General features: G+C 63.2%; 17 protein-coding genes. 10 read left to right on the top strand and 7 right to left on the bottom strand.

The window, feature by feature from the left end:
• Positions 1-339: 339 nt before the first annotated feature.
• Positions 340-906 (bottom strand): NAD(P)H nitroreductase, encoded by a 567-nt coding sequence (locus CKW24_RS24385; protein ID WP_095170974.1) that lies wholly within the window; start codon positions 904-906, stop codon positions 340-342.
• A 119-nt stretch (positions 907-1,025) separates the two neighbouring features.
• Here CKW24_RS24385 and CKW24_RS24380 point away from each other — a divergent pair, with 119 nt between their 5' ends.
• Positions 1,026-2,480 (top strand): TrkH family potassium uptake protein, encoded by a 1,455-nt coding sequence (locus CKW24_RS24380; RefSeq protein WP_095170972.1) that lies wholly within the window; start codon positions 1,026-1,028, stop codon positions 2,478-2,480.
• On the opposite strand, the gene CKW24_RS24375 is transcribed toward CKW24_RS24380, so the two are convergent.
• Positions 2,437-3,498, bottom strand: a complete 1,062-nt coding sequence (locus tag CKW24_RS24375) for an AraC family transcriptional regulator (RefSeq protein ID WP_095170971.1) — start codon at positions 3,496-3,498, stop codon at positions 2,437-2,439. The genes CKW24_RS24380 and CKW24_RS24375 overlap by 44 nt on opposite strands.
• A 161-nt stretch (positions 3,499-3,659) precedes the next feature.
• Here CKW24_RS24375 and CKW24_RS24370 point away from each other — a divergent pair, with 161 nt between their 5' ends.
• Both CKW24_RS24370 and CKW24_RS24365 read left to right on the top strand, forming a co-directional pair.
• Positions 3,660-3,971, top strand: coding sequence for a DUF962 domain-containing protein (locus tag CKW24_RS24370; protein ID WP_095170978.1), 312 nt, complete (start codon positions 3,660-3,662; stop codon positions 3,969-3,971).
• Positions 3,972-4,069: 98 nt separating this feature from the next.
• Entirely contained in the window at positions 4,070-4,645 is a 576-nt protein-coding gene (locus tag CKW24_RS24365) for an HD domain-containing protein (protein WP_095170969.1), read from the top strand.
• Between the two features lie 272 nt (positions 4,646-4,917).
• Here CKW24_RS24365 and CKW24_RS24360 read toward each other — a convergent pair whose 3' ends face one another.
• Complete coding sequence (locus tag CKW24_RS24360) at positions 4,918-5,733, bottom strand: UDP-2,3-diacylglucosamine diphosphatase (RefSeq protein ID WP_095170967.1); 816 nt, start codon at positions 5,731-5,733, stop codon at positions 4,918-4,920.
• Positions 5,734-5,867: 134 nt separating this feature from the next.
• Here CKW24_RS24360 and CKW24_RS24355 point away from each other — a divergent pair, with 134 nt between their 5' ends.
• Together CKW24_RS24355 and CKW24_RS24350 are read left to right on the top strand one after the other, a co-directional pair.
• Positions 5,868-6,626: an AraC family transcriptional regulator gene (locus tag CKW24_RS24355; RefSeq protein WP_095170965.1), complete on the top strand. Its 759-nt coding sequence runs from the start codon at positions 5,868-5,870 to the stop codon at positions 6,624-6,626.
• A gap of 92 nt (positions 6,627-6,718) precedes the next feature.
• Positions 6,719-7,612, top strand: coding sequence for a DMT family transporter (locus tag CKW24_RS24350; RefSeq protein WP_095170964.1), 894 nt, complete (start codon positions 6,719-6,721; stop codon positions 7,610-7,612).
• Between the two features lie 7 nt (positions 7,613-7,619).
• Here the strand turns inward: CKW24_RS24350 and CKW24_RS24345 are convergent, their stop codons facing one another.
• A complete protein-coding gene (locus CKW24_RS24345; RefSeq protein WP_095170962.1) occupies positions 7,620-7,904 on the bottom strand; it encodes a SelT/SelW/SelH family protein in 285 nt (94 codons plus the stop codon).
• A gap of 70 nt (positions 7,905-7,974) precedes the next feature.
• On the opposite strand from CKW24_RS24345, the gene CKW24_RS24340 reads away from it, so the two are divergent.
• Positions 7,975-10,164, top strand: a complete 2,190-nt coding sequence (locus tag CKW24_RS24340; RefSeq protein WP_095170960.1) for a patatin-like phospholipase family protein — start codon at positions 7,975-7,977, stop codon at positions 10,162-10,164.
• 22 nt (positions 10,165-10,186) lie between these two features.
• Here the strand turns inward: CKW24_RS24340 and CKW24_RS24335 are convergent, their stop codons facing one another.
• Positions 10,187-10,621 (bottom strand): MarR family transcriptional regulator, encoded by a 435-nt coding sequence (locus CKW24_RS24335; protein WP_095170958.1) that lies wholly within the window; start codon positions 10,619-10,621, stop codon positions 10,187-10,189.
• Between the two features lie 118 nt (positions 10,622-10,739).
• Positions 10,740-12,866 (bottom strand): DNA helicase RecQ, encoded by a 2,127-nt coding sequence (gene recQ / locus CKW24_RS24330; protein WP_095170957.1) that lies wholly within the window; start codon positions 12,864-12,866, stop codon positions 10,740-10,742.
• Between the two features lie 301 nt (positions 12,867-13,167).
• Here recQ and CKW24_RS24325 point away from each other — a divergent pair, with 301 nt between their 5' ends.
• Genes CKW24_RS24325 through lapD form a run of 4 tightly spaced genes read left to right on the top strand, consistent with a single transcriptional unit; the run spans position 13,168 to position 16,894 of the window.
• Positions 13,168-13,755 (top strand): YecA family protein, encoded by a 588-nt coding sequence (locus CKW24_RS24325; RefSeq protein ID WP_095170955.1) that lies wholly within the window; start codon positions 13,168-13,170, stop codon positions 13,753-13,755.
• A gap of 40 nt (positions 13,756-13,795) precedes the next feature.
• Positions 13,796-14,161, top strand: coding sequence for a YbaN family protein (locus CKW24_RS24320; RefSeq protein ID WP_162530221.1), 366 nt, complete (start codon positions 13,796-13,798; stop codon positions 14,159-14,161).
• Between the two features lie 58 nt (positions 14,162-14,219).
• Positions 14,220-14,927, top strand: coding sequence for a cysteine protease LapG (lapG, locus tag CKW24_RS24315; RefSeq protein ID WP_095170951.1), 708 nt, complete (start codon positions 14,220-14,222; stop codon positions 14,925-14,927).
• A 26-nt stretch (positions 14,928-14,953) separates the two neighbouring features.
• Positions 14,954-16,894 (top strand): cyclic di-GMP receptor LapD, encoded by a 1,941-nt coding sequence (gene lapD, locus CKW24_RS24310; protein WP_095170949.1) that lies wholly within the window; start codon positions 14,954-14,956, stop codon positions 16,892-16,894.
• A 48-nt stretch (positions 16,895-16,942) separates the two neighbouring features.
• Here the strand turns inward: lapD and CKW24_RS24305 are convergent.
• Positions 16,943-20,751: Ig-like domain-containing protein (locus CKW24_RS24305; protein ID WP_143501287.1), on the bottom strand; the 3,809-nt coding region annotated here is incomplete at its 5' end.

Below are 20,751 nucleotides of genomic sequence, written 5' to 3'. Positions count from 1 at the left end.
TGGCTCTGGCTTTTGATCCTGGGCGCCCCGTTAACCACGCTGGCCGAACGCAGGCTTGAAGCCGTGGGTAACCCGGCAGGACGCCGGGTTAGCCGCCCCGCGCCATGGATGGCGCGTGGCGGCGGCCCACGGATTCAAGCCTGCGTGAGGGCACACCGAGCCTAAGCGAGGTGCCGAGTGGTGGGGCAAGAGCCTTTTGCTTACTTTTGGGCTCCTCCAAAAGTGAGCCGCTGTAAAAGCGGAACCATAGGAGGCCGTTACCGCAAAAATGGATATGTACTCGGCCTAATCCAACACCCCGACTGCCCGCTCCCACAGGGGCTTGGCTAGAGGCGTTGTTCAGCCCTGGACCGACCAGGCGCTGACAAACTGCGACAGGTCGACCTTCTCGGCAACCCGCGGTTCTTTCTGCGGGGTACCCAGGTACAGGAAGGCAATCACCTCCTCCCCCTCGGCCAGGCCCAGGCCCTTGGCCACGTGCGCCGAGTACGCCAGCTCGCCAGTGCGCCATACCGCGCCGATCCCCTGGGCATAGGCCGCCAACAAAATCCCGTGGGCCGCGCAGCCCGCTGCCAGCAACTGTTCGGATTTCGGATACTTGGGGTGATCCTGCAAGCGCGCAATCACCACGACCACCAATGGTGCTCGAAGCGGTCCGTTGCGGGCCTTGTCCACCACCGCCTGCGGGGCTTCGGCATCCTGCAACAGCGCGGCCTGGGCCAGGATCTCGCCCAATTGCTCGCGTGCCTCACCTTCGACCGTCAAGAAACGCCACGGCTGCAGATGCCCGTGATCCGGCGCGCGCATGGCGGCGCCAAACAGCACTTCGCGTTGTTCGGCAGTCGGTGCCGGATCAAGCAAACGCGGAACGGAAACACGGTTGAGCAAAGCGTCGAGAGCCTGCATCGGCCACCTCCTGAAAAAAAGTTTGGCTATTCTAGCGGTAAGTGCCCACCGGATGCCGGTTTACATGCCCCGCCCCGCAGGTAGAATGGCGCCCTCCCACATCAGCCCGAGCGGACTTCATGGCGTTGCCGACCTTACGGATCATTGGTTTCATCATCGGCATCTTCCTGATCACCCTGTCTATCAGCATGGTTGTGCCGATGGCGACGCTGGTGATCTACGAACGCACCAACGACCTGCCCTCGTTCCTCTGGTCGAGCCTGATCACCTTTCTTGCCGGCCTGGCCCTGGTCATCCCCGGGCGCCCCGAGCATGTGCACCTGCGCCCGCGCGACATGTACCTGCTGACTGTCTCCAGCTGGGTAGTGGTGTGTATCTTTGCGGCGCTGCCGTTCCTGTTGACCCAGCACATCAGCTACACCGACTCGTTTTTCGAAAGCATGTCCGGCATCACCGCCACCGGCGCGACTGTACTCAGTGGCCTGGACAACATGTCTCCGGGCATCCTGATGTGGCGCTCGCTGTTGCACTGGCTGGGCGGGATCGGCTTTATCGGCATGGCAGTAGCGATTCTGCCGCTGCTGCGCATTGGTGGCATGCGGCTGTTCCAGACCGAATCCTCGGACCGCTCGGAAAAGGTCATGCCGCGCTCGCACATGGTGGCGCGCCTGATCGTTGCCGCCTATGTCGGGATCACCATTCTTGGCAGCCTGGCGTTCTGGTGGGCTGGGATGACGCCGTTCGATGCCATCAACCACGCGATGTCGGCGATTTCCACCGGTGGTTTCTCCACCTCCGACCAGTCCCTGGCGAAATGGACCGCACCGGCGGTGCACTGGGTCGCAGTGGTGATCATGATTCTCGGCAGCCTGCCGTTCACCCTGTATGTGGCGACCTTGCGCGGCAATCGCCGGGCGCTGATCAAGGACCAACAGGTCCAGGGGCTGCTGGGCATGCTGCTGGTTACCTGGCTGGTCCTGGGGACCTGGTATTGGTGGACCACCAACCTGCACTGGCTCGACGCCTTGCGCCACGTGGCGCTGAACGTCACGTCCGTGGTCACTACCACCGGCTTTGCGCTGGGGGACTACAGCCTGTGGGGCAACTTCTCGCTGATGTTGTTCTTCTACCTGGGTTTTGTCGGCGGGTGCTCGGGTTCAACCGCCGGCGGGATCAAGATCTTTCGTTTCCAGGTCGCCTATATCCTGCTCAAGGCCAACCTTAACCAATTGATTCACCCGCGTGCGGTGATCAAGCAGAAGTACAACGGCCACCGCCTCGATGAAGAGATCGTGCGTTCGATCCTGACCTTCTCGTTCTTTTTCGCCATCACCATCTGCGTCATCGCCCTGCTGCTGTCGCTGCTCGGCGTGGACTGGATGACCGCCCTGACCGGCGCGGCCAGCACCGTTTCCGGGGTAGGCCCAGGCCTGGGCGAAACCATTGGCCCGGCCGGCAACTTCGCCACCCTGCCCGATGCCGCCAAGTGGATTCTCTCGGTGGGCATGCTGCTCGGGCGGCTGGAGATCATCACCGTGTTTGTGCTGTGTATTCCGGCGTTCTGGCGTCACTGAGGACTTTCGGCGAGTCGACCAGGCGCAGCCGGTATTCGCCGGGTGTGCTGTCGAACCAGCGGCGGAAAGCACGGAAGAAGTTGCTCGGATCGGCGAACCCCAGCAGGTAGGCAATTTCCAGCAGGGTCATGCTCGGTTGCGCCAGGTACTGCTCGGCCAGTTCGCGGCGGGTATCGTCGAGCAGCGTCTGAAAGCTCGTGCCCTCTTCCTGCAGGCGCCGCTGCAAGGTGCGCTGGGACAGATGCAGGGTTTGCGCCACGGTGTCGCGCTTGGGTTCGCCCTGGGGCAACAGGCGACAGAGCACCTGCCGGGCCTTGTGGGTCACCCGGCTTTCGGAAAATCGCGCCAGGTATTCACCGGCAAACCGGTCATGCAGCACCGCCATGGCCTCATTGGCGGTAGGCAGCGGTGCCTCCATGTCTGCCCGTTCGAAGATCAACGCATCGTAGGGCGCATCAAATTCCAGCGGGGCATGGAAGGCTTCCTTGTAGGGCGCGAGGTTCAGCGGCAGCGCGCCCTGGAATAGCACCTTGCGCGGTTGCAAGGTGCGTCCGGTCAGCCAGCCGCACAGGCCCAGGGCACAGGCCAGCGAGGCTTCGGCGCTTTGCCGGGTCGGTGGCAGATGGTCGCCGTGCACCGTCAGGATCAGTGCATAACCTTCGGGTAGCAGGCGAAAGCTCAGGTCAGCACTTTCGGCAATGATCCGCTGATAACGCACCAGACGCTGAAATCCTTCGGCCAGGGTCTGGCTGGACATCAATGCATAGCCGGCGACATGAAAGGACGCCGGGCGCACCACCTTGCCCATGTTCAGGCCAATCGCCGGATTGCCGGACAGCTCGACCGCCAGCTGCCAGAGCCGGGTCATGGAGTCCTGTGGAAAACGCGCATCGGGATCGTCCAGCGCTGCAAAGTCCAGCCCCAGCTGCTGGAACAGGGCCCGGCAATCCAGGCCGTCCATTTCCAGTGCCTTGACAATCCCCATCGCCCAGCTTGCAGAAGTCGTTCGTTCGCTCATGGGATTTTCTTACTTGATAAGTCGCGTTTCACGGCCGATTTCCCAAGGATACTAATGTGGCGCCTATTGTCACTGGCCGATGCCAATGATCACTCTAGACTCAATTAAGCTGCCCGTTGCACATCCGCTTGGCCATACCGTCCTTCACAGAGATTGCAGTCGTGGAAAACGTCAGACGATTCAACAGCTTCGCCGAGTTTTACCCCTATTACCTCGACGAACACAGCAACAGCACTTGCCGACGACTGCACTTTATCGGGACCACCCTGGTGATTTTCATTTTTGCCCTGGCCATTGCCAAGGGCGCTTTCCTGTTATTGCTGGCGCTGCCACTGGCCGGCTACAGCTTCGCCTGGGTGGGGCATTTCTTCTATGAGAAGAACCGTCCAGCGACCTTCCAGCACCCGCTTTACAGCCTGCTCGGCGATTTTGTCATGTACCGCGACATGATCGTCGGCAAGGTGCCGTTCTAGGCCCGCCGGGCCATCAAGCCGTCCTGCGCGGCCACTGTGCGCCCGCAGCCAGGCTTTACACTCAGACTCATCCCGGCAAGAGAACAAGAGGATAGCCGATGAATGCCCACGCCCGTTTCACCCACATGAAAGACGGTACGCAGGAAGACTGGAGCATCATCGCGGCCGACTTCAGCGCCTACGCCAAGCAGTTGCCAGGCCGGATCGTGGCGCACCTGAAATTGCTCGAGGGTGATTTTGGCGGTTTTCCCGTGGACCGCTTGACCCACTCCCTGCAAACCGCCAGCCGAGCCTGGCGCGACGGACGTGACGAGGAGTACGTGCTGTGCGCGCTGCTGCACGACATTGGCGACACCCTCGGCAGCTACAACCACCCGGACATTGCCGCGGCCATCCTCAAGCCTTTTGTCAGTGCCGAGAACCTGTGGATGGTGGAACAGCACGGGATCTTCCAGGGTTACTACTTCTTCCATCACCTGGGCATGGACCGACACCTGCGCGAGCAGTTCAGCGAACACCCGCAGTACCGCCAGACTATCGAGTTCTGCGCCAAGTACGACGCCGCGGCGTTTGACCCCAGCTATGACACCCTGCCCCTGAGCTTCTTCGAGCCGATGATGGAACGCTTGTTCGCACACCCAAAAAACTCCATCTACAGCGCGGCGATGGTGTAGGAGCGAGCTTGCTCCGGCGGCGTTCCGACGATAGCGGTGTGTCAGGCCCCCCGGTGATGAATGTGCCGGCCTCATCGCGGGCAAGCCCGCTCCCACAGGGTTTTGGAGGCTCGCGGATTTTTCATACACCCAATCCCGTAGGAGCGAGCTTGCTCCGGGCGGCGTTCCGACGATAGCGGTGTGTCAGGCCCCCTCGGTGGTGAATGTGCCGGCCTCATCGCGGGCAAGCCCGCTCCCACGGTGACTGGGTTGTTTACAGACAACGAGCGGGGTCAGGCCGGTTCGGCGACCTTGATGGCATTGAGTTGGGCCTCGCGCGCCTGGGCATCGGCCAGGCGGTACAGTTCGATCGTGCCGTCCCAGTGTTCGATCAGCGCGGTGCAGGACTCCACCCAATCGCCACAATTGAGGTAGTCCACCTCGCCCACCTTGCGGATCTCGGCGTGGTGGATGTGCCCGCACACCACCCCGTGCAGCCCGCGCTTGACGCACTCGTGGGCAATCGCCTGTTCAAAATCGCTGATAAAGCTGACCGCCGTCTTGACCTTGTGCTTGAGATACGCCGACAACGACCAGTAACCGTAGCCATACCGGGCACGCCAGTGGTTGAGCCAGCGGTTGAGGGTCAGGGTGAGTTCGTAGGCCCAGTCCCCGAGGAACGCCAACCAGCGGTGATAACGGGTAATCACGTCGAACTGATCACCATGGATCACCAACAGATGCCGCCCATCGGCCGTGACGTGGATCGCCTCGTCCACCAACTGGATATTGCCCAGGATCAACCGGGAGTAGCGCCGCAGGAACTCGTCGTGATTGCCGGTGACATAGATCACCTCGGTCCCACGCTTGCTCATGGTCAGCAGGCGCCGGATTACGTTGGTGTGCGCCTGGGGCCAGTACATGCCGCTGCGCAGCTTCCAGCCATCGATGATGTCGCCGACCAGGTACACCTTGTCGGCGTGATAGCCCTTGAGAAACTGCGACAGATGCTCGGCCTGACAATCCCGGGTGCCCAGGTGCACATCGGAGATCCATAAGGTGCGCACGCGTTGTTTACGGCTGGGCTTGGCGAGTTCGGCACGGGTCATGGGCAACCTCTGCGAGAGTTTTCGCAAGCTTGCACCGCAGCGATTAATGACCCATGACACAAATACGCCAATCCGATGACAGCCCGGAACAGGACCCAGCCGGTGTAAACTGCGGTCCTGCCCAGGAGACCGTGATGAGACCGATCCTCACGCTACGCCAATACAGCCACGACCTGATCGTCCACAGCCACGACCACGCACAACTGGTGTTCGGCCTGTCGGGCGCACTCGATTTCGAGGTCGGCGGCCAGGGTAGCCAAGTGCAGCAACAGAGTTTTGTGGTGATCCCCCAAGGCGCCCATCATGCCTGCGGCAGCCCGAAAGGCAGCCGCTGCCTGGTGCTCGACGTGCCAAGTGAACAATGGCTGGTGCAATCGTTGGGTGAGCACGCCGAGGCCAGTCGGCGCCTGCTCGACACCCCGGGCCGGCTGCCGCTCGATGCCGGGCAGAGCCAACTGGTGAGCTGGCTGGCCAGCAGTCCGGTGCAGGATCCGCTGATTGCCCAGCAAGGCGCGATTTTGCTGTTGGCCAGTCTCAACAGTGCGGCGCCACACCAGGTCGCCAGCAAACGCTTGCCCTACGCCGCCCTCAATGGGCACATCGACCAGTACGCCGCCTACCCGCTGCAAGTCGCTGACCTGGCCCGAATCGCAGGATTGTCCAGCGCCCGGCTGCATGCCCGGTTCGTCGCCGAGTGCGGGCAGACCCCGATGGACTATATCCGCAGTCGGCGCCTGCATATCGCGGTCAAGTTGCTGCGCGAAACCGCGCTGCCCATCGGTGAGGTCGCCTGCCGGGTCGGCTATGCCTCGCAAAGCGCGTTCGCCGCTGCGGTGCTGCGCGAATTCGGCTCATCCCCCGGCGCGTTGCGACGCACGGTGAACGAACGCTAGGCTGGCGCTAGAAAACGCGAGTCTGGCGACAGACAGCCCCGCACCTGGCGCGCTTCAATAGCACGACTGCGTTCTTCTGTTTAAGGATTGAAATGACTCCCCGTTCCGCCCTTGGCGCCCTGCACATCGGTGCACTGATGTTTGGCCTGACCGGTGTCCTCGGCAAACTCGCCGCCGCCTCCCCCGCCATCATCGTCTTCGGCCGCGCGACCTTTGCCGTGCTCGCCCTGGCATTTTTTGCGCGGTTCGCCAGCAGCACCGGCTGGCGCCAACTGCAGGCCCGGGATCTGCGCCGCCTGTTGCTCAGCGGCCTGTTGCTGGCCGGGCACTGGGTGAGTTTCTTCATTGCGGTCAAGGTTGCCGGCGTGGCGATTGCCACCCTGGGTTTCGCCAGCTTCCCGGCGTTTACCGTGATCCTCGAAGGGCTGATTTTCCGCGAACGGATTCGCCTCAACGAAATCCTCCTGGTGCTGCTGGTGAGCATCGGCCTGGTGTTGGTGACCCCGGATTTCGACCTGGCCAGCCAAGCCACCAGCGGCCTGCTCTGGTCGGTTGCGTCCGGCTTGCTGTTCTCCTTGCTGTCGCTGACCAACCGCGCCAGCGCCGGGCACATTCCGCCGGTGCAGGCGGCGCTGTGCCAGAACGTGGTGGTTGCGTTGTGCCTGTTGCCGGTGGCCGCGCCGGGGCTGAGCGAAGTTCGCGCCCTCGACTGGCTGTGGATCGGCCTGCTCGGGGTGTTCTGCACCGGCCTGGCCCATAGCCTGTTCGTCGCCAGCCTGGCGGTGATCAAGGCACGCACGGCGGCGGTGGTGTTTGCCCTGGAGCCGGTCTACGGGATCAGCGTGGCCTGGCTGCTGTTCAACGAAAACCCCAGCCTGCGCATGCTCCTGGGAGGCGCGCTGATCATTATCGCCATCGTAGCCTCCAGCCTGCTGGGCAGCCGCAGCACCGGCCCCAAGCCCCGCCAGGTGGCGAGTGCCCAGTGAGCGTCGCTCAACTGCGATCGTTGTGGCCCAGGTCGCGCTGCGGATCGATCTGGTCGCGCAGCCGCTGCTTGAGCACCTTGGCTTCGGGGAAACCGCCGTCAGCCTTGCGCTCCCAGATCTGCACGTCGTCACAGGTAATCTGGAACACCCCGCCGGTGCCGGGCACCAACGACACTTTGCCCAGCTCGTCACTGAAGGTGCTGAGCAGTTCCTGAGCCAGCCAGGCGGCGCGCAGCAGCCATTGGCATTGCGTGCAATAGGTGATGACCACTTCCGGTTTACGGGCAGACATGGTTTGCGAGACTCCTGAGTTCGATGGCGTCGCTATAATAGCCGCCTTTACCGCTCACCCGAGATACCCGATGCGCCGCCTGCTGTCCTGCCTGCTTCTGTGTTTACTGCCCTTGTGCGTCGTGGCGGCTGAAAACCCACGACCGAAAATCGGCCTGGTCCTGTCCGGCGGCGCTGCCCGCGGGCTGGCCCACATTGGGGTGCTCAAGGCGCTGGAAGAACAAGGTATCCATATCGATGCCATCGCCGGCACCAGCATGGGCGCGGTGATCGGTGGGCTGTATGCCTCAGGGTACAAGGTCGATGAGCTGGAAAAACTGGCGCTGGGGATTGACTGGCAACAGGCGCTGTCGGACGCCCCGCCGCGGGCCGACGTGCCGTTTCGACGCAAACAGGACGACCGCGATTTCCTGGTCAAACAGAAACTGAGCTTTCGCGACGACGGCAGCCTCGGCCTGCCTCTGGGCGTGATCCAGGGGCAGAACCTGGCACTGCTGCTGGAAAGCCTGCTGGCCCACGCCAGTGATACCCGTGACTTCGACAAGCTGCCGATTCCGTTCCGCGCCGTGGCCACCGACATTGCCAGTGGTGAAAAAGTGGTGTTCCGCAAGGGCCACCTGCCCCAGGTGATCCGCGCGAGCATGTCGATCCCGGCGGTGTTCGCCCCGGTCGAACTCGACGGCCGGCTGCTGGTGGACGGTGGCATGACCGACAATATCCCGCTGGACGTGGCCCGCGAGATGGGCGTCGATATCGCCATCGTGGTCGACATCGGCACCCCGCTGCGCAGCCGTAAACAACTGACAACCGTGGTCGATGTGCTGAACCAGTCGATCACCCTGATGACCCGCAGCAACTCCGAAGAACAACTGGCGACCCTGCACCCCGATGATGTGCTGGTCCAGCCGGCCCTGGCCAGCTTCGGCGTGACCGACTTCGGCAAGGCCCAGGAAATGATCGACGCCGGTTACCGCGCCACGCGCATCCTCGATGCCCGCCTGGCCCGCCTGCGCCCCACTGACACAGTGGATGCCGAACTGACGGCCGCCCGCGCACCCGGTCAGCGCACCCCGATCATTACCGCGATCAAGGTCGAAAACGATTCGAAAGTCGGCGATGACGTGATCCGCTACTACATCCGCCAGCACATCGGCGAACCACTGGACATGGGCCGGCTACAGACCGACATGGGCACCCTGTATGGCCTGGATTACTTCGAGCAGGTGCAGTACCGGGTGGTCCACAAGGGCGCGGACAACACCCTGGTGATCCGTGCGCGCGGCAAGCGCACCGGCACCGACTACCTGCGCCTGGGGCTGAACCTGTCCGACGACATGGAAGGCGACAGCGCCTTCAACATCGGCGCCAGTTACCGCATGAACGGCATCAACCGCCTCGGCGCCGAGTGGCTGACCCGGGTGCAGATCGGCGACCAGCAGGAGCTGTACAGTGAGTTCTACCAACCCCTGGACGTGGGCTCGCGCTACTTCATTGCGCCTTATGCGGCGATCGAGTCGCAGAACGTCGACGCCATCCTCGACAACGACCCGGTGGCCGAGTATCGCCTGGAGCGCTACGGCTTTGGCCTGAACGTGGGACGGCAGATCGGCAACAGTGGCGAGATCCGCCTGGGGGTCGGCGAGGCCTGGGGCAAGGCGGACGTGCGTATCGGCGACCAGGACCTGCCCAGCGAAAGCTTCAATGAAGGGTTCTATGAGCTCAAGTACTCGTTCGACTCGCTGGATAATGTCTACTTCCCCCACGCGGGTGAAGACATCGGCCTGTCATTCCGTGAGTTCGAGCCGGAACTGGGCTCGGACCAGCGCTATCGCCAGTGGGAGTTCAAACTGGACAAGGCCTTGAGCTTCGGCCCGGACACCTACATCCTCGGCGGTCGCTACGGACGCACCCTGGACCAGGCCAATGTGGTGACTTCCAGCTTCCTGCTGGGCGGTGCGCGGCAACTGTCGGGCTTTCGCGAGGACTCGATCTCCGGCCAGAACGTCAGCCTGGCCCGGGCGGTCTATTACCGGCGCCTGACCCCGCGCGCCTACCTGCCACTGGACTTCCCGCTGTACGCCGGCGGCTCGCTGGAACGCGGCCGGGCGTGGAACAACGACAACGAGTTCGACAGCGGCTACATCAACGCCGTCAGCATATTCCTGGGTTTTGATACGCCACTGGGGCCGCTGAACTTCAGCTACGGGTTCAACGACGATGACGAACAGGCGATCTACATGAACCTGGGGCAGACCTTCTAATCAGGAGCGGGTGCCCCGGGCCTCAGGGTTTTTCCAGGTTTGCCAGGATGCGCCCGTGGACACGCATGCACAATGCCAGTTCGGCTTCGTCCACGCCCTCGAACAGTTCCTGGCGCAGTGCGTTGGCGATGGTTTCGATTTGTTCGATCAACGGGCGGGCGGTGTCACACAGGACAATTTTTTTCGCCCGACGGTCTTCCACCACTGCCTGGCGCTGCACCAGCCCCTGGCTTTCCAGGCTGTCGAGCAGTCGGGCCAGGGTGGGACCTTCAACACCCACGCTTTGTGCCAATTCCCGCTGGGTCGGCGCGTCTTCGAAACGGGCCAGGTGCAGCAGCACCAACCAGCGCGCCTGGGACAGACCGAGCCCGGCAAGGCGGCGATCCAGTTCGGCGCGCCAGCCACGAGACATTTGCGCCAACTGCATGCCAAAACGGTGTTGTTCGGTTAACGACATAAAGAACTCATGATTAGACTGAAATAGGGTGAAACTAATTATTAGTCAGCTAAGCATGACCCTTGATACGAAGCAAGGGTGACTCTGTACTGAATCGTTACATCTTGCGAAGTGCTGCTCAGATCTCGAATTCCGACTGCAAGGCCGCGCGGACGCAGTACAGGACACCCTCTGGCACCCGACCGACAAACAACGGTGCGATCTCTGCCACCGGCGGCAATTCGCCCTCGCCGTCGAGGAACGCGTCCTGGATTTCGCCCAACAGGTCTTCGGGCAGATCCAGTGCCTGCTCCAGGGACAACTGCTGTTTGCCAATGGCTTCCGCCAGCAGGGTATAGACGTTTTTCTCCGAACATTGCAGTTGGCCGGCAATCTGCAGCGGGGTCATGCCCGCGCGTGCCAGGGTGATCAGTTCGTGGCGCAGGTCGGCCACCACTTTCGGCGCCTCCGCCTGGCCGCCGAGCACTTCGAGGAACGCCTCGCCATAACGCTCGAGCTTGCGGGCACCGACCCCGCTGACCCGGGCCATTTCCGCCAGGGTACCGGGCTGGCTGCGAAGCATTTCCAGCAGGGTCGAGTCCGGGAAGATGACATAGGGCGGCACGCCATGCTCTTCGGCGAGTTTGCGCCGCAGGGCGCGCAAGGCTTCCCACTGTTCGCGCTCTTCGCCGCGTACCAGTTGGCTGGCATGGCTGGAGCTGCTCTTGGCGGTGGTTTGCGGTTTCAGGTCGCGGCGCAGCTCCAGGGTCACTTCGCCCTTGAGCAGCGGTCGGCAACTGTCGCTCAGGCGCAGGCCGCCGTAGCCTTCGAGGTCGATGTCGGCCAGGCCACGGGCCACCAGCTGGCGGAACAACGAGCGCCACTCGCCTTCCGCCCGCCCCTTGCCGACGCCAAACACCGACAGGTGTTGATGCCCGGCGCCGCGGACCTTCTCGTTGTCCTTGCCCAGCAGCACCTCCACCAGATGGCCGACGCCATAACGCTGGCCAGTCCGGTAGATGGCCGACAGCGCCTGGCGCGCCGGTTCGGTGGCGTCCCAGGTTTGCACGCCGTCGACGCAGTTGTCGCAGTGGCCGCAGGGTTGCGGCATGTCTTCGTCGAAGTAGGCCAGCAGGGTCTGCCGGCGGCAGCGGGTCTCTTCACACAGCGAGAGCATGGCATCGAGCTTGTGCTGCTCCAGGCGCTTGTGACGCTCGTCGCCCTCGGAGTTCTGCAGCATTTGCTTGAGCATCACCACGTCCTGCAGGCCGTAGGCCATCCAGGCATCTGCCGGCAGGCCATCACGGCCGCCACGACCGGTTTCCTGGTAGTACGCTTCGAGGGACTTTGGCAAGTCCAGGTGCGCGACGAACCGCACGTTGGGCTTGTCGATACCCATGCCGAACGCCACGGTCGCGACCATGATCAGGCCTTCCTCGTTGAGGAAGCGCTTCTGGTTATGGGCTCGGGTTTCGTTGGGCAGGCCGGCGTGATACGGCAGCGCCGGGAAGCCCTGCTCGCTGAGGAACACCGCCACTTCGTCGACTTTCTTGCGCGACAGGCAGTAGACGATGCCGGCATCGCTGCGGCGTTCGGCGAGGAACGCCAGCAACTGCTTGCGCGGCTGCTCCTTGGGGACGATGCGGTAGAAGATGTTCGGTCGGTCGAAGCTCGACAGGAATCGTTCGGCGTCCTGCAAATGCAGACGGTCGACGATTTCTTCGCGGGTGCGCTTGTCGGCGGTGGCCGTCAGGGCGATACGCGGGACGTTGGGGAACAGCTCGGCCAACTGGCCCAGCTGCAAGTACTCGCGACGGAAGTCGTGGCCCCATTGCGACACACAGTGGGCTTCGTCGATGGCGAACAGGGCGATTTCCAGGCTCTGCAGGAAGGCCAGCATCCGCGGCTGGACCAGGCGTTCCGGCGCCAGGTACAGCATCTTCACTTCGCCACGCTTGATCCGCGTCGCCAGGTCACGCTGCTGCTCGGCGCTCAAGGTGGAGTTGAGTGACGCCGCGGCCACACCCAGCTCTTCCAGGGTGGCGACTTGATCGTCCATCAGGGCGATCAACGGCGAAACCACCACTGCCAACCCTTCGCGCAACAGGGCCGGGACCTGGAAACACAAGGACTTGCCGCCACCGGTAGGCATCAGAACCAGGGCGTCGCCACCGCTGGCCACGCGCTCAATAATGGCACCCTGGCGGCCACGGAAACTGTCGTAGCCGAAGATGTCCTTGAGGACGCGTTGAGCCTGTTCGAGCATGGAAAACTCCGATGGGTGCTGAATATCCCTGGATGCAGGCTGGATCAAAACACCGAGTAGTTCACGGACAGATCCGTTAGCGGATTTGTCCGCAGTGCGCGGGCAGCTGCAGGGCATGCAAAACGCGCGAGTATACCCGAGCCCTGCCCGGCAATGGACACCACTGACGAATAGCCGCCTTTGATCGCCCCGTATCCTTATCCAGCAGCTGCCGATTGTGGGCAAATCCGCCGCGCGGCTGGCCTGAGCGCTCAAGAACGCCTAGAATTGTTCATCGTATATTCCCAAGGTAGCCCCCCTAATGTCCTTCGCTGAGCAACTAACCCGCCTGCAAGCCTTCCTCGACGCCGACGAGCTGCATGACGAGGCGCTGGACTACGTGGCCGCCCACGGCTATCTGACCGCCCTGTCGATCTGTTCGGAAACCGTGCCGGACCGCGAATGGATCGACGCCCTGTTCGCCGAAGAACCGCACTACAGCAGCGACGCCCAGCGCGAAGAAATCGAAGCGACCTTGCTGGCCCTCAAGGCCCACATCGCTCGCCAGCTGGCGGCCGATGAAGAATTCGAGCTGCCGTGCGACCTCGACCTCGGCGAAGAGCCGGACGACTCCGACCTGCGCGGCTGGTGCATCGGCTTCATGGAAGGGGTGTTCCTGCGCGAAGAAGCCTGGTTCGAAACCGCCGAAGACGAAGTCAGCGAAATGCTCCTGCCGATCATGGTCGGTTCGGGTCTGTTCGACGAGCAGCCGGAGTTCTCCGACATCGCCGCCGACGCCAACCTGATGGACGACATGATCGTCCAGATCCCGGAAGCCCTGACCGCGCTGTACCTGCTGTGCAACGCCCCTGACGAAAAACCGGCGATCCTCAAGCCTCGTCACCACTGAGTCCCTGCCTGTGGCTGATCCCATAGGCAACCGCTCCCTGATGCTGCGCTACGTGCTCCTGGCCATCGGCTGGTTGAGCGTAGCGTTGGGAGTGATCGGCATCTTCCTGCCTGTCCTGCCCACCACCCCATTCCTGCTGCTGGCGGCCGCCTGTTTTGCCCGCAGTTCGCCGCGTTTCTACCAGTGGCTGGTGCAGCACCCGCGCCTCGGCCCCTGGATCCGCGACTACCTGGACGGCAATGGTATTCCCCTCAAGGGCAAGGTCTACGCCATTGGCCTGATGTGGTTGAGCATCGGCCTGTCGTGCTACCTGGTGCCCCTGCCGTGGGCTCGCGGCTTCATGCTGACCAGCGCGGTGCTGGTGACGGTGTACATCCTGCGCCAGAAAACCCTGCCCAGGACCTGAGCCCGCCCCGCGGAAAATATCGCCTAGACTTCACCCATCTGCATTTGAGCAGCCAGACATGTCCCGCAGTCGGCGTCGCCCAGGATGGTCAACGCTCCGACTTTGGCTCGGCGGATGGCTGCTGTTGAGCGTTTTTTGGCTGACAGGGCCAGGCAATGTCCGGGCGAACTGGAATTTCGCCCAGATCCTGCAAACGGCCGAGCAACGCTACGGCCCTCTGGGCAGCGCCCAGGGACGGATCGAGGCATGGAACCAGATGCTGCAAGGCGAAACCCGACAACCCGAACGCGAGCAGCTGACCGCCGTCAATCGCTTCTTCAACCAGCAATTGAGCTTTCGCGACGACACTCGCATCTGGCGCCAGACTGATTATTGGGCAACCCCCATCGAATCCCTGGTCAAGGGTGCCGGCGACTGCGAAGACTACGCTTTGGCCAAATATTTCAGCCTGCGCAACCTCGGCGTGCCCAGTGAAAAACTGCGCATTACCTACGTCAAGGCCCTGACCCGCAATCAGGCGCACATGGTGCTGACCTACTACGCCACCCCCAGCGCCGACCCGCTGGTGCTCGACAACCTGATCAGCGACATCCGCCCCGCCTCGAACCGCAAGGACCTGCTGCCGGTGTACGCCTTCAATGCCGAAGGCTTGTACATGCCGGGGGCGGACGGCGGCAAACGCAAAGGCGACGCCAAGCGCCTGTCACGCTGGCAGGATGTGCTGCAGAAGATGCAGGCCGAAGGTTTTGCCGTGGGCGACGGCTAACATCGCCGATCAACAAGGAGCGTCCTATGTCGCTACTCAAACAGTTGTTCCTGGCCATCTGCCTGTTCTTGCTGGTGGCCTTCAGCGGCAGTTTTTTTGTCAGCCTGGAGAGCTCGCGCGAGCAGATGCTCGGTCAATTGCGCTCCCACGCCCAGGACGCCGCCACGGCGCTCGGCCTGTCGCTGACCAGCCAGGTGGACGACCCGGCGATGATCGAGTTGATGGTCAGCTCGATTTTTGACAGCGGCTACTTCGCCAGTATCCGGGTGGTCAACATCGAGGACGAGCAACTGCTAGTCGAGCGCAGCAGCGCGGCCACAACCCAAGGAGTGCCCCACTGGTTCGTCAGGCTGGTCGACCTGCGCCCCCAGGGCGGTGACGCGCTGATCATGCGCGGCTGGGAACAGGTAGCCCGGGTCGAAGTGCAGAGCAACCCGCAGTTTGCCCTGGCCAAACTCTGGGACAGCAGCCTCGGCAGCCTGCTCTGGTTGCTGCTGTGTGGCTTGCTCAGCGCGGTGTTCGGCGGCTGGCTGCTGCGCCGCCAATTGCGCCCGCTCGACACCCTGGTGACCCAGGCGCAGGCCATCAGTAACCGGGAGTTCCTCAGTACTGCCAAACTGCCCAGGACCCCGGAGCTCAAGCGCGTCATGCTGGCGATGAACCAGATGGTCGAGAAACTCAAGGGCCTGTTTGCCGAAGAAGCGGCGCGCAGTGAAAAACTGCGCGCCGAGTCCTACCAGGACAACCTCACCGGGCTGGCCAACCGACGCTTGCTCGACGAGCAACTGGCCGAGTGCCTGCTGGTCACCGAGCAAAGCAGCGCCGGTCACCTGCTGATGTTCCGGATCAATGACCTGGCCGGTCTCAACCAACGCCTGGGCGGGCAGCACACCGATGCGCTGATCACCACCATCGGCCAACTGCTCAAACGCCTGACCCAGTCACCCGAACGGCGGGCCTGGTTGGCCGCACGCAACCGTGGCGGCGAGTTCAGCCTGCTGACCCCGGGGTTGGACAGCCAGGAGGCGACACGCCTGGCCGGGGAAATCAGTGCCACCCTGGAAAACCTGCGCCTCACGGGGGCCAGCGATTGCATGCCCGTCGCGCACCTGGGCGTGGTGCCCTTTGTCCCCGGCGAGCGCACCAACAGCGTGCTGATGCGCCTGGATCAGGCGCTGACCCAGGCGCAACTGCAACCGGAGCGGCCGTGGGTGTACCTGGCACAGTCCAGCGCCCCGCAGCACCAGACCCAGCACGACTGGCGCAGCTGGATCGACGACGCTCTGAGCCACGGCAAACTGCAACTGTACTTTCAACCGGTGGTGCAATGCGCCGACACCCGCCAGGTGTTGCATCACAAAGTCCTCGCGCGCCTGCTCGACCCGCAAGGCGAAGCCATTGCCGCCGGGCACTTCCTGCCCTGGATCGAACGCCTGGGCTGGGCCGCACGCTTTGACCTGGCGATGCTCGAACACACCCTCGAACACCTCGCCGAACATCGCCAGCCGCTGGCCCTGAGCCTGTCCGGCAGCACCCTGCGCGACCCCGCACAGTTGCGCATCATCCAGGACATCCTCAATGCCCTGCCGGACCTGGCGCCGTTGCTGACCCTGGAAATCGACGAACACCAACTGCCACCGCCCGACGCCCTGCGCCAGTTGTGCCTGAGCCTGCGCGACACGGGTTATCGCATCGGCCTGCAGCACTTCGGCGGCAGCTTCAGCCAGATCGGCAACCTGACTCAACTGGGCCTGGCTTACTTGAAGATCGACGGCAGCTACATCCGCGCCATCGATGAGCAAAGCGACAAGCGCCTGTTCATCGAAGCCATCTACCGCGCCACCCACAGCATCGACCTGCCGCTGATTGCCGAACGGGTCGAGACCCAAGGCGAACTGCAAGCGCTCAAGGAACTAGGGCTGTTTGGCGCGATGGGCCGATTGATCGGGCACCCGCAACCGTTGTGAGGGGGATCGAGAGCCCGGGAGTGCTCACTCCTGGACCCTCGCTTGCGCTCAGACCGTATCGACCTTCAACGAATGGTCGTTGAGCATGCCGTTGATGATGGTCGCCGTATCATGCCCACTGGCGATCACTCCGCCGGCCCCCGGCGTGACGCCATAATGCTCGGCCAGGTTGACGCCCGCCAGGTCGATGGTCTGGGTCGAAGGCGCACCGATCGTGGCCTTGACGTCGATGCTGGTGAGCAGTGACGCACCGCTGCCGGTGACGCTGAAGTGCAGGTAATCATCCAGCGAGGACGAGGTGGCGGCTTCACCTTGCAGCAGTTGCGACAGGTCGAGCTTGTCAGTGCCCAGGGTGAAGTCGGTGACCACGTCGTGCCCGCTGTTGCCGTGTAACCACTGGAAGGTATCGGCCCCTCCGCCGCCAGTCAGGGTGTTGTTGCCCAGGCCGCCGGTCAGGGTATTGGCGTTGCTGTTACCGATCAGGGTGTCGTCGAACGTCGAACCGATCAGGTTTTCGATCCCCGTCAGGGTATCCAGGCCCGCCCCGCCCGTGTTCTGCGCCCCGAGCAAGCCGAGGTTGACCACCACCCCGGCGCTGGCATGGGCGTAGCTGGCGGTGTCGATGCCATCACCGCCGTCCAGCAGGTCGCTGCCCAGGCCACTGAACAACAGGTCGTTGCCGGCCCCGCCATGCAACTGGTTATTGCCGTTGCCGGCGGTGAGCACATCATTGCCGTCGCCGGCATTCAGCAGGTTGTCGCCGCCACCGGCCAGCAGCACGTCGTCGCCGGCAGTGCCGGTCAGGGTATGCCCTGCCTGGTAGGAGATACCGACGGAGGCCGAGTCGCTACCGCCGTGGTTGTCGCTGGCGGTATAGCTACCGACAAAGTCCGGCGAACTTTCATGGGCGCCGGCGTAGTTGACCGTCAGGTCCAACTGATAGTTTTCCGCGGCATTGACGTGGCTGCCGCTGCTATTGCTGAGGTTGCTCACGTGGATGCGGTAGGTGCCGTCCTCGGCGGCGTTGAGGGTGCTGTGATTGTCGATGCCGAGGAACCCGCCACCGTTGAGCGAGTACTCCAGACTGATGTGCCCCGCCGCCAGGTTGTGGTCCAGGTTGAGGGTCTCGCCCTTTTTCAGGGTGACGGTGATGAAGTCCTCATCGTTGGCATTGCCGTTGCTGACCTGGCCCAGGTAACCACTGATCACCAGCAGTGCGGTCATCGCGGCGGTGTCCGCCGCGAAGGCACTGCGCACATCCGCCAGGTTCCGGTTGCCGAAGTTGTTCTGGTGGCCAGCGAAGTTGATCGCGCCGCTGCCGGTAAAGTCCTCGCCCTTGGCAATCCAGCCCGTATTGAACGTGGTGGGCGTGGCGCTCAGGCGGTCGCCATTGGCGTCCGTGTCATTGGCCAGCAAGCCTTCAACCGGTACCGCAAGGTGTTTCGACAGGACGTTGGTGATCACCTGGTCATCAACCGCCACCGGCGCCGCGTTCGGCAGGATGTTGATGGTCAGGGTGCGGCTGGCCAGGTCGCCTTCGTAGTCACTGGCGGTGAAGGCAATCTGCTCGGTGAGCACCACTGAGGTGGTGGTCTGCGAGGTGTAGGTGAACTCGCCCGTGTCGAGGTTGATCACCAGGGTGCCGCCCTTGGTGGTGGCAATGCTCAGGCTGTTGTCCAGGGTGTTGAAGGTGCCGCGATTGAAGCCTTCGAGCACCGTCAGCGCGCCCTTGTGGTTGTCGCCGGTGGGATCGAAGCTGTAGGTGGTGCCCTCGATGATGATGGTCTTGATAAAGCCGCCATCGGCGCCAAAACTACCGCCCTCGCCCATCAGCAAGCCGCTGATCGGCGCACCACCCACGGTGCCGGACAGCACCGCGTTGAGCTGGTTGAGGTCAGTGACTACTTGCGCATTGGTGTTGACATGGTTGCTGCCGTCATAGGCCAGCGGGTTGAGGTTGCCACTGCTGACACCGTCGCCCAGGCCGATCGCATAGTTCTTGATCCCGTTGGCCTCGAGGAAAGCCTTCCAGGCGGCCTCGTCCGACGGACCGGTTTCCCAGCCATCGTTGGGTTTGCCGTCGGAGAAGAAGTAGCCGACGTTTTGTGCCCCGGCCAGTTTGCCTTCGGTGATGAACGCCAGCTTGGCCGCAGCCAGGGCGTCGTCGTAGTTGGTCCCGCCGTCGGCATGCAGGGTGGAAATGATCCATTTGGCGGTGGCCACGTCGACCCAGATCGAAGTCTGCTCGGTGGCGCTGCTGCTGAAGGTGACGATCTGCACTTTCACGTCACCCATGGCATCGTACTTGTCGAGCAAGGCGCTGATGGCCTGCTTGGCCAGGTCCATGCGCGACAGCCCCGAGACACCGGAGTGGTCGGCCATACTGCCGGACACATCGATCACCAGCAGCAGGTTGGAGTCGATCCCCACCGCCGTAACCGAACGCTCGGAGTGCTGGGCCCGGGGCACGTCATCGACGATGTTGACCACCACGCTGCTGGTGGCGGTATTGCCCAGGGCATCGGTGACCTTGTAGGTGAAGCTTTCGGTGAGAATGTTCGGCCCGTCGTTGCCCCCGGCGGTTTTCGGAGCCGAAGTCAGGGTGTAGGTGTAGGAGCCATCGGGGTTGAGCAGGATTTGCCCATAGGTGCCGGTGGCGCTGCCTACCAGGGTATAAGTGAGCGCCCCGCTGCCACCGCTGACCGAGCCGACCAACGAACCGTGGGCGGTTTCGCCAGTGGACGTCGGGTCGCTGCCGATGACCAGGCCGGGGGCCAGGTCCTGGCCGTCCTGGCTGAGGTCCAGGGCTTTTTCGTAGACCGTCAGGCAGGCGTCGACGCAAGCGATCAACCCGCTGTCGGTGACATTGATGGTGATCGTGGTGGTGCTTTCGTCGCCATCACCATCGCGGATGGTGTAAGTGAACACGTCCGTTGCCCCGGGCGGGCAGACCCCGTTCGCGGTGCTGTGGTAGACCGCATTGCCGGCGGCATCCAGCGTCAAGTAGCCGTAGGCACCCTGGATCTGATCGCCCAGGCCACCGAGGGCCGAGGTGGCCGTATTGCCACCCGCCCGCACACCGATCACCGCGCCGCCCGTGGCAGCTCCGTCGGCGCCATTGACGTCGTTGCCGAGCACCGAAATGTTCACTGTCGCGCCCTCGCCCACCGTGGCGCTATCGGGGCTGGCGGTTGGCAGGTCATCGACGATGTTGACGTCCAGCGTATCGCTGGCGGTGGTGCCATTGCTGTCGGTCACGGTCACTGTGAAGTGTTCGCTGAGGCTGTTGGCACCGTTGGCTGTCGGGTGGTTCTCATTGTCGTTGAGGGTATAGCTGTAGCTCACTACGCCGCTCGCCGCGTCATAGCCGGTGATGGTCAGGGTGTTGCCCAACAGGCTGGTGAAGGTTTGCGGGAAGTCGGCGGTGACGCCGGCGGTCACCACATTGATCCCGCCCACGGTGAGGGTCTGCACGCCGTCCAGCGCGGTGACGGTGAAAGTGCCGCTTTGGGTCAGTGCCGGTGTGCCTGGGGTCGAGCCGTCGCTGAGGGCTTTTTCATAAACCGTGAGTTCACCGCCGCAGACGTTCAGGCCGTCGATCACGACCGGATCGTCATTGTTGTGCACGGTCAGGGTCAAGGTCGCGGTACTGGTGTCGCCGTCGGCGTCGGTCAGGGTGTAGGTGAAGGTTTCGTGCGCATCGGCCTTGAGCGCCAGGAATGCCGGGCTGGTCGGGTCGACGGTGTAGGTATAGGAACCATCCGCTGCCAGCACCAGTTGGCCATAGGCGCCTGCCAACGTGCCGGCCGTCACCGGACCAGTGATCACTCGGTCGGCGCCCTGCACATCGTTGTCCA

The sequence above is a fragment of the Pseudomonas sp. Irchel 3H3 genome (assembly GCF_900187635.1).
Lineage (GTDB): Bacteria > Pseudomonadota > Gammaproteobacteria > Pseudomonadales > Pseudomonadaceae > Aquipseudomonas.
The sequence above is the reverse complement of the archived record's forward strand: the minus strand, read 5'-3'. Positions and strand labels throughout refer to the sequence as shown.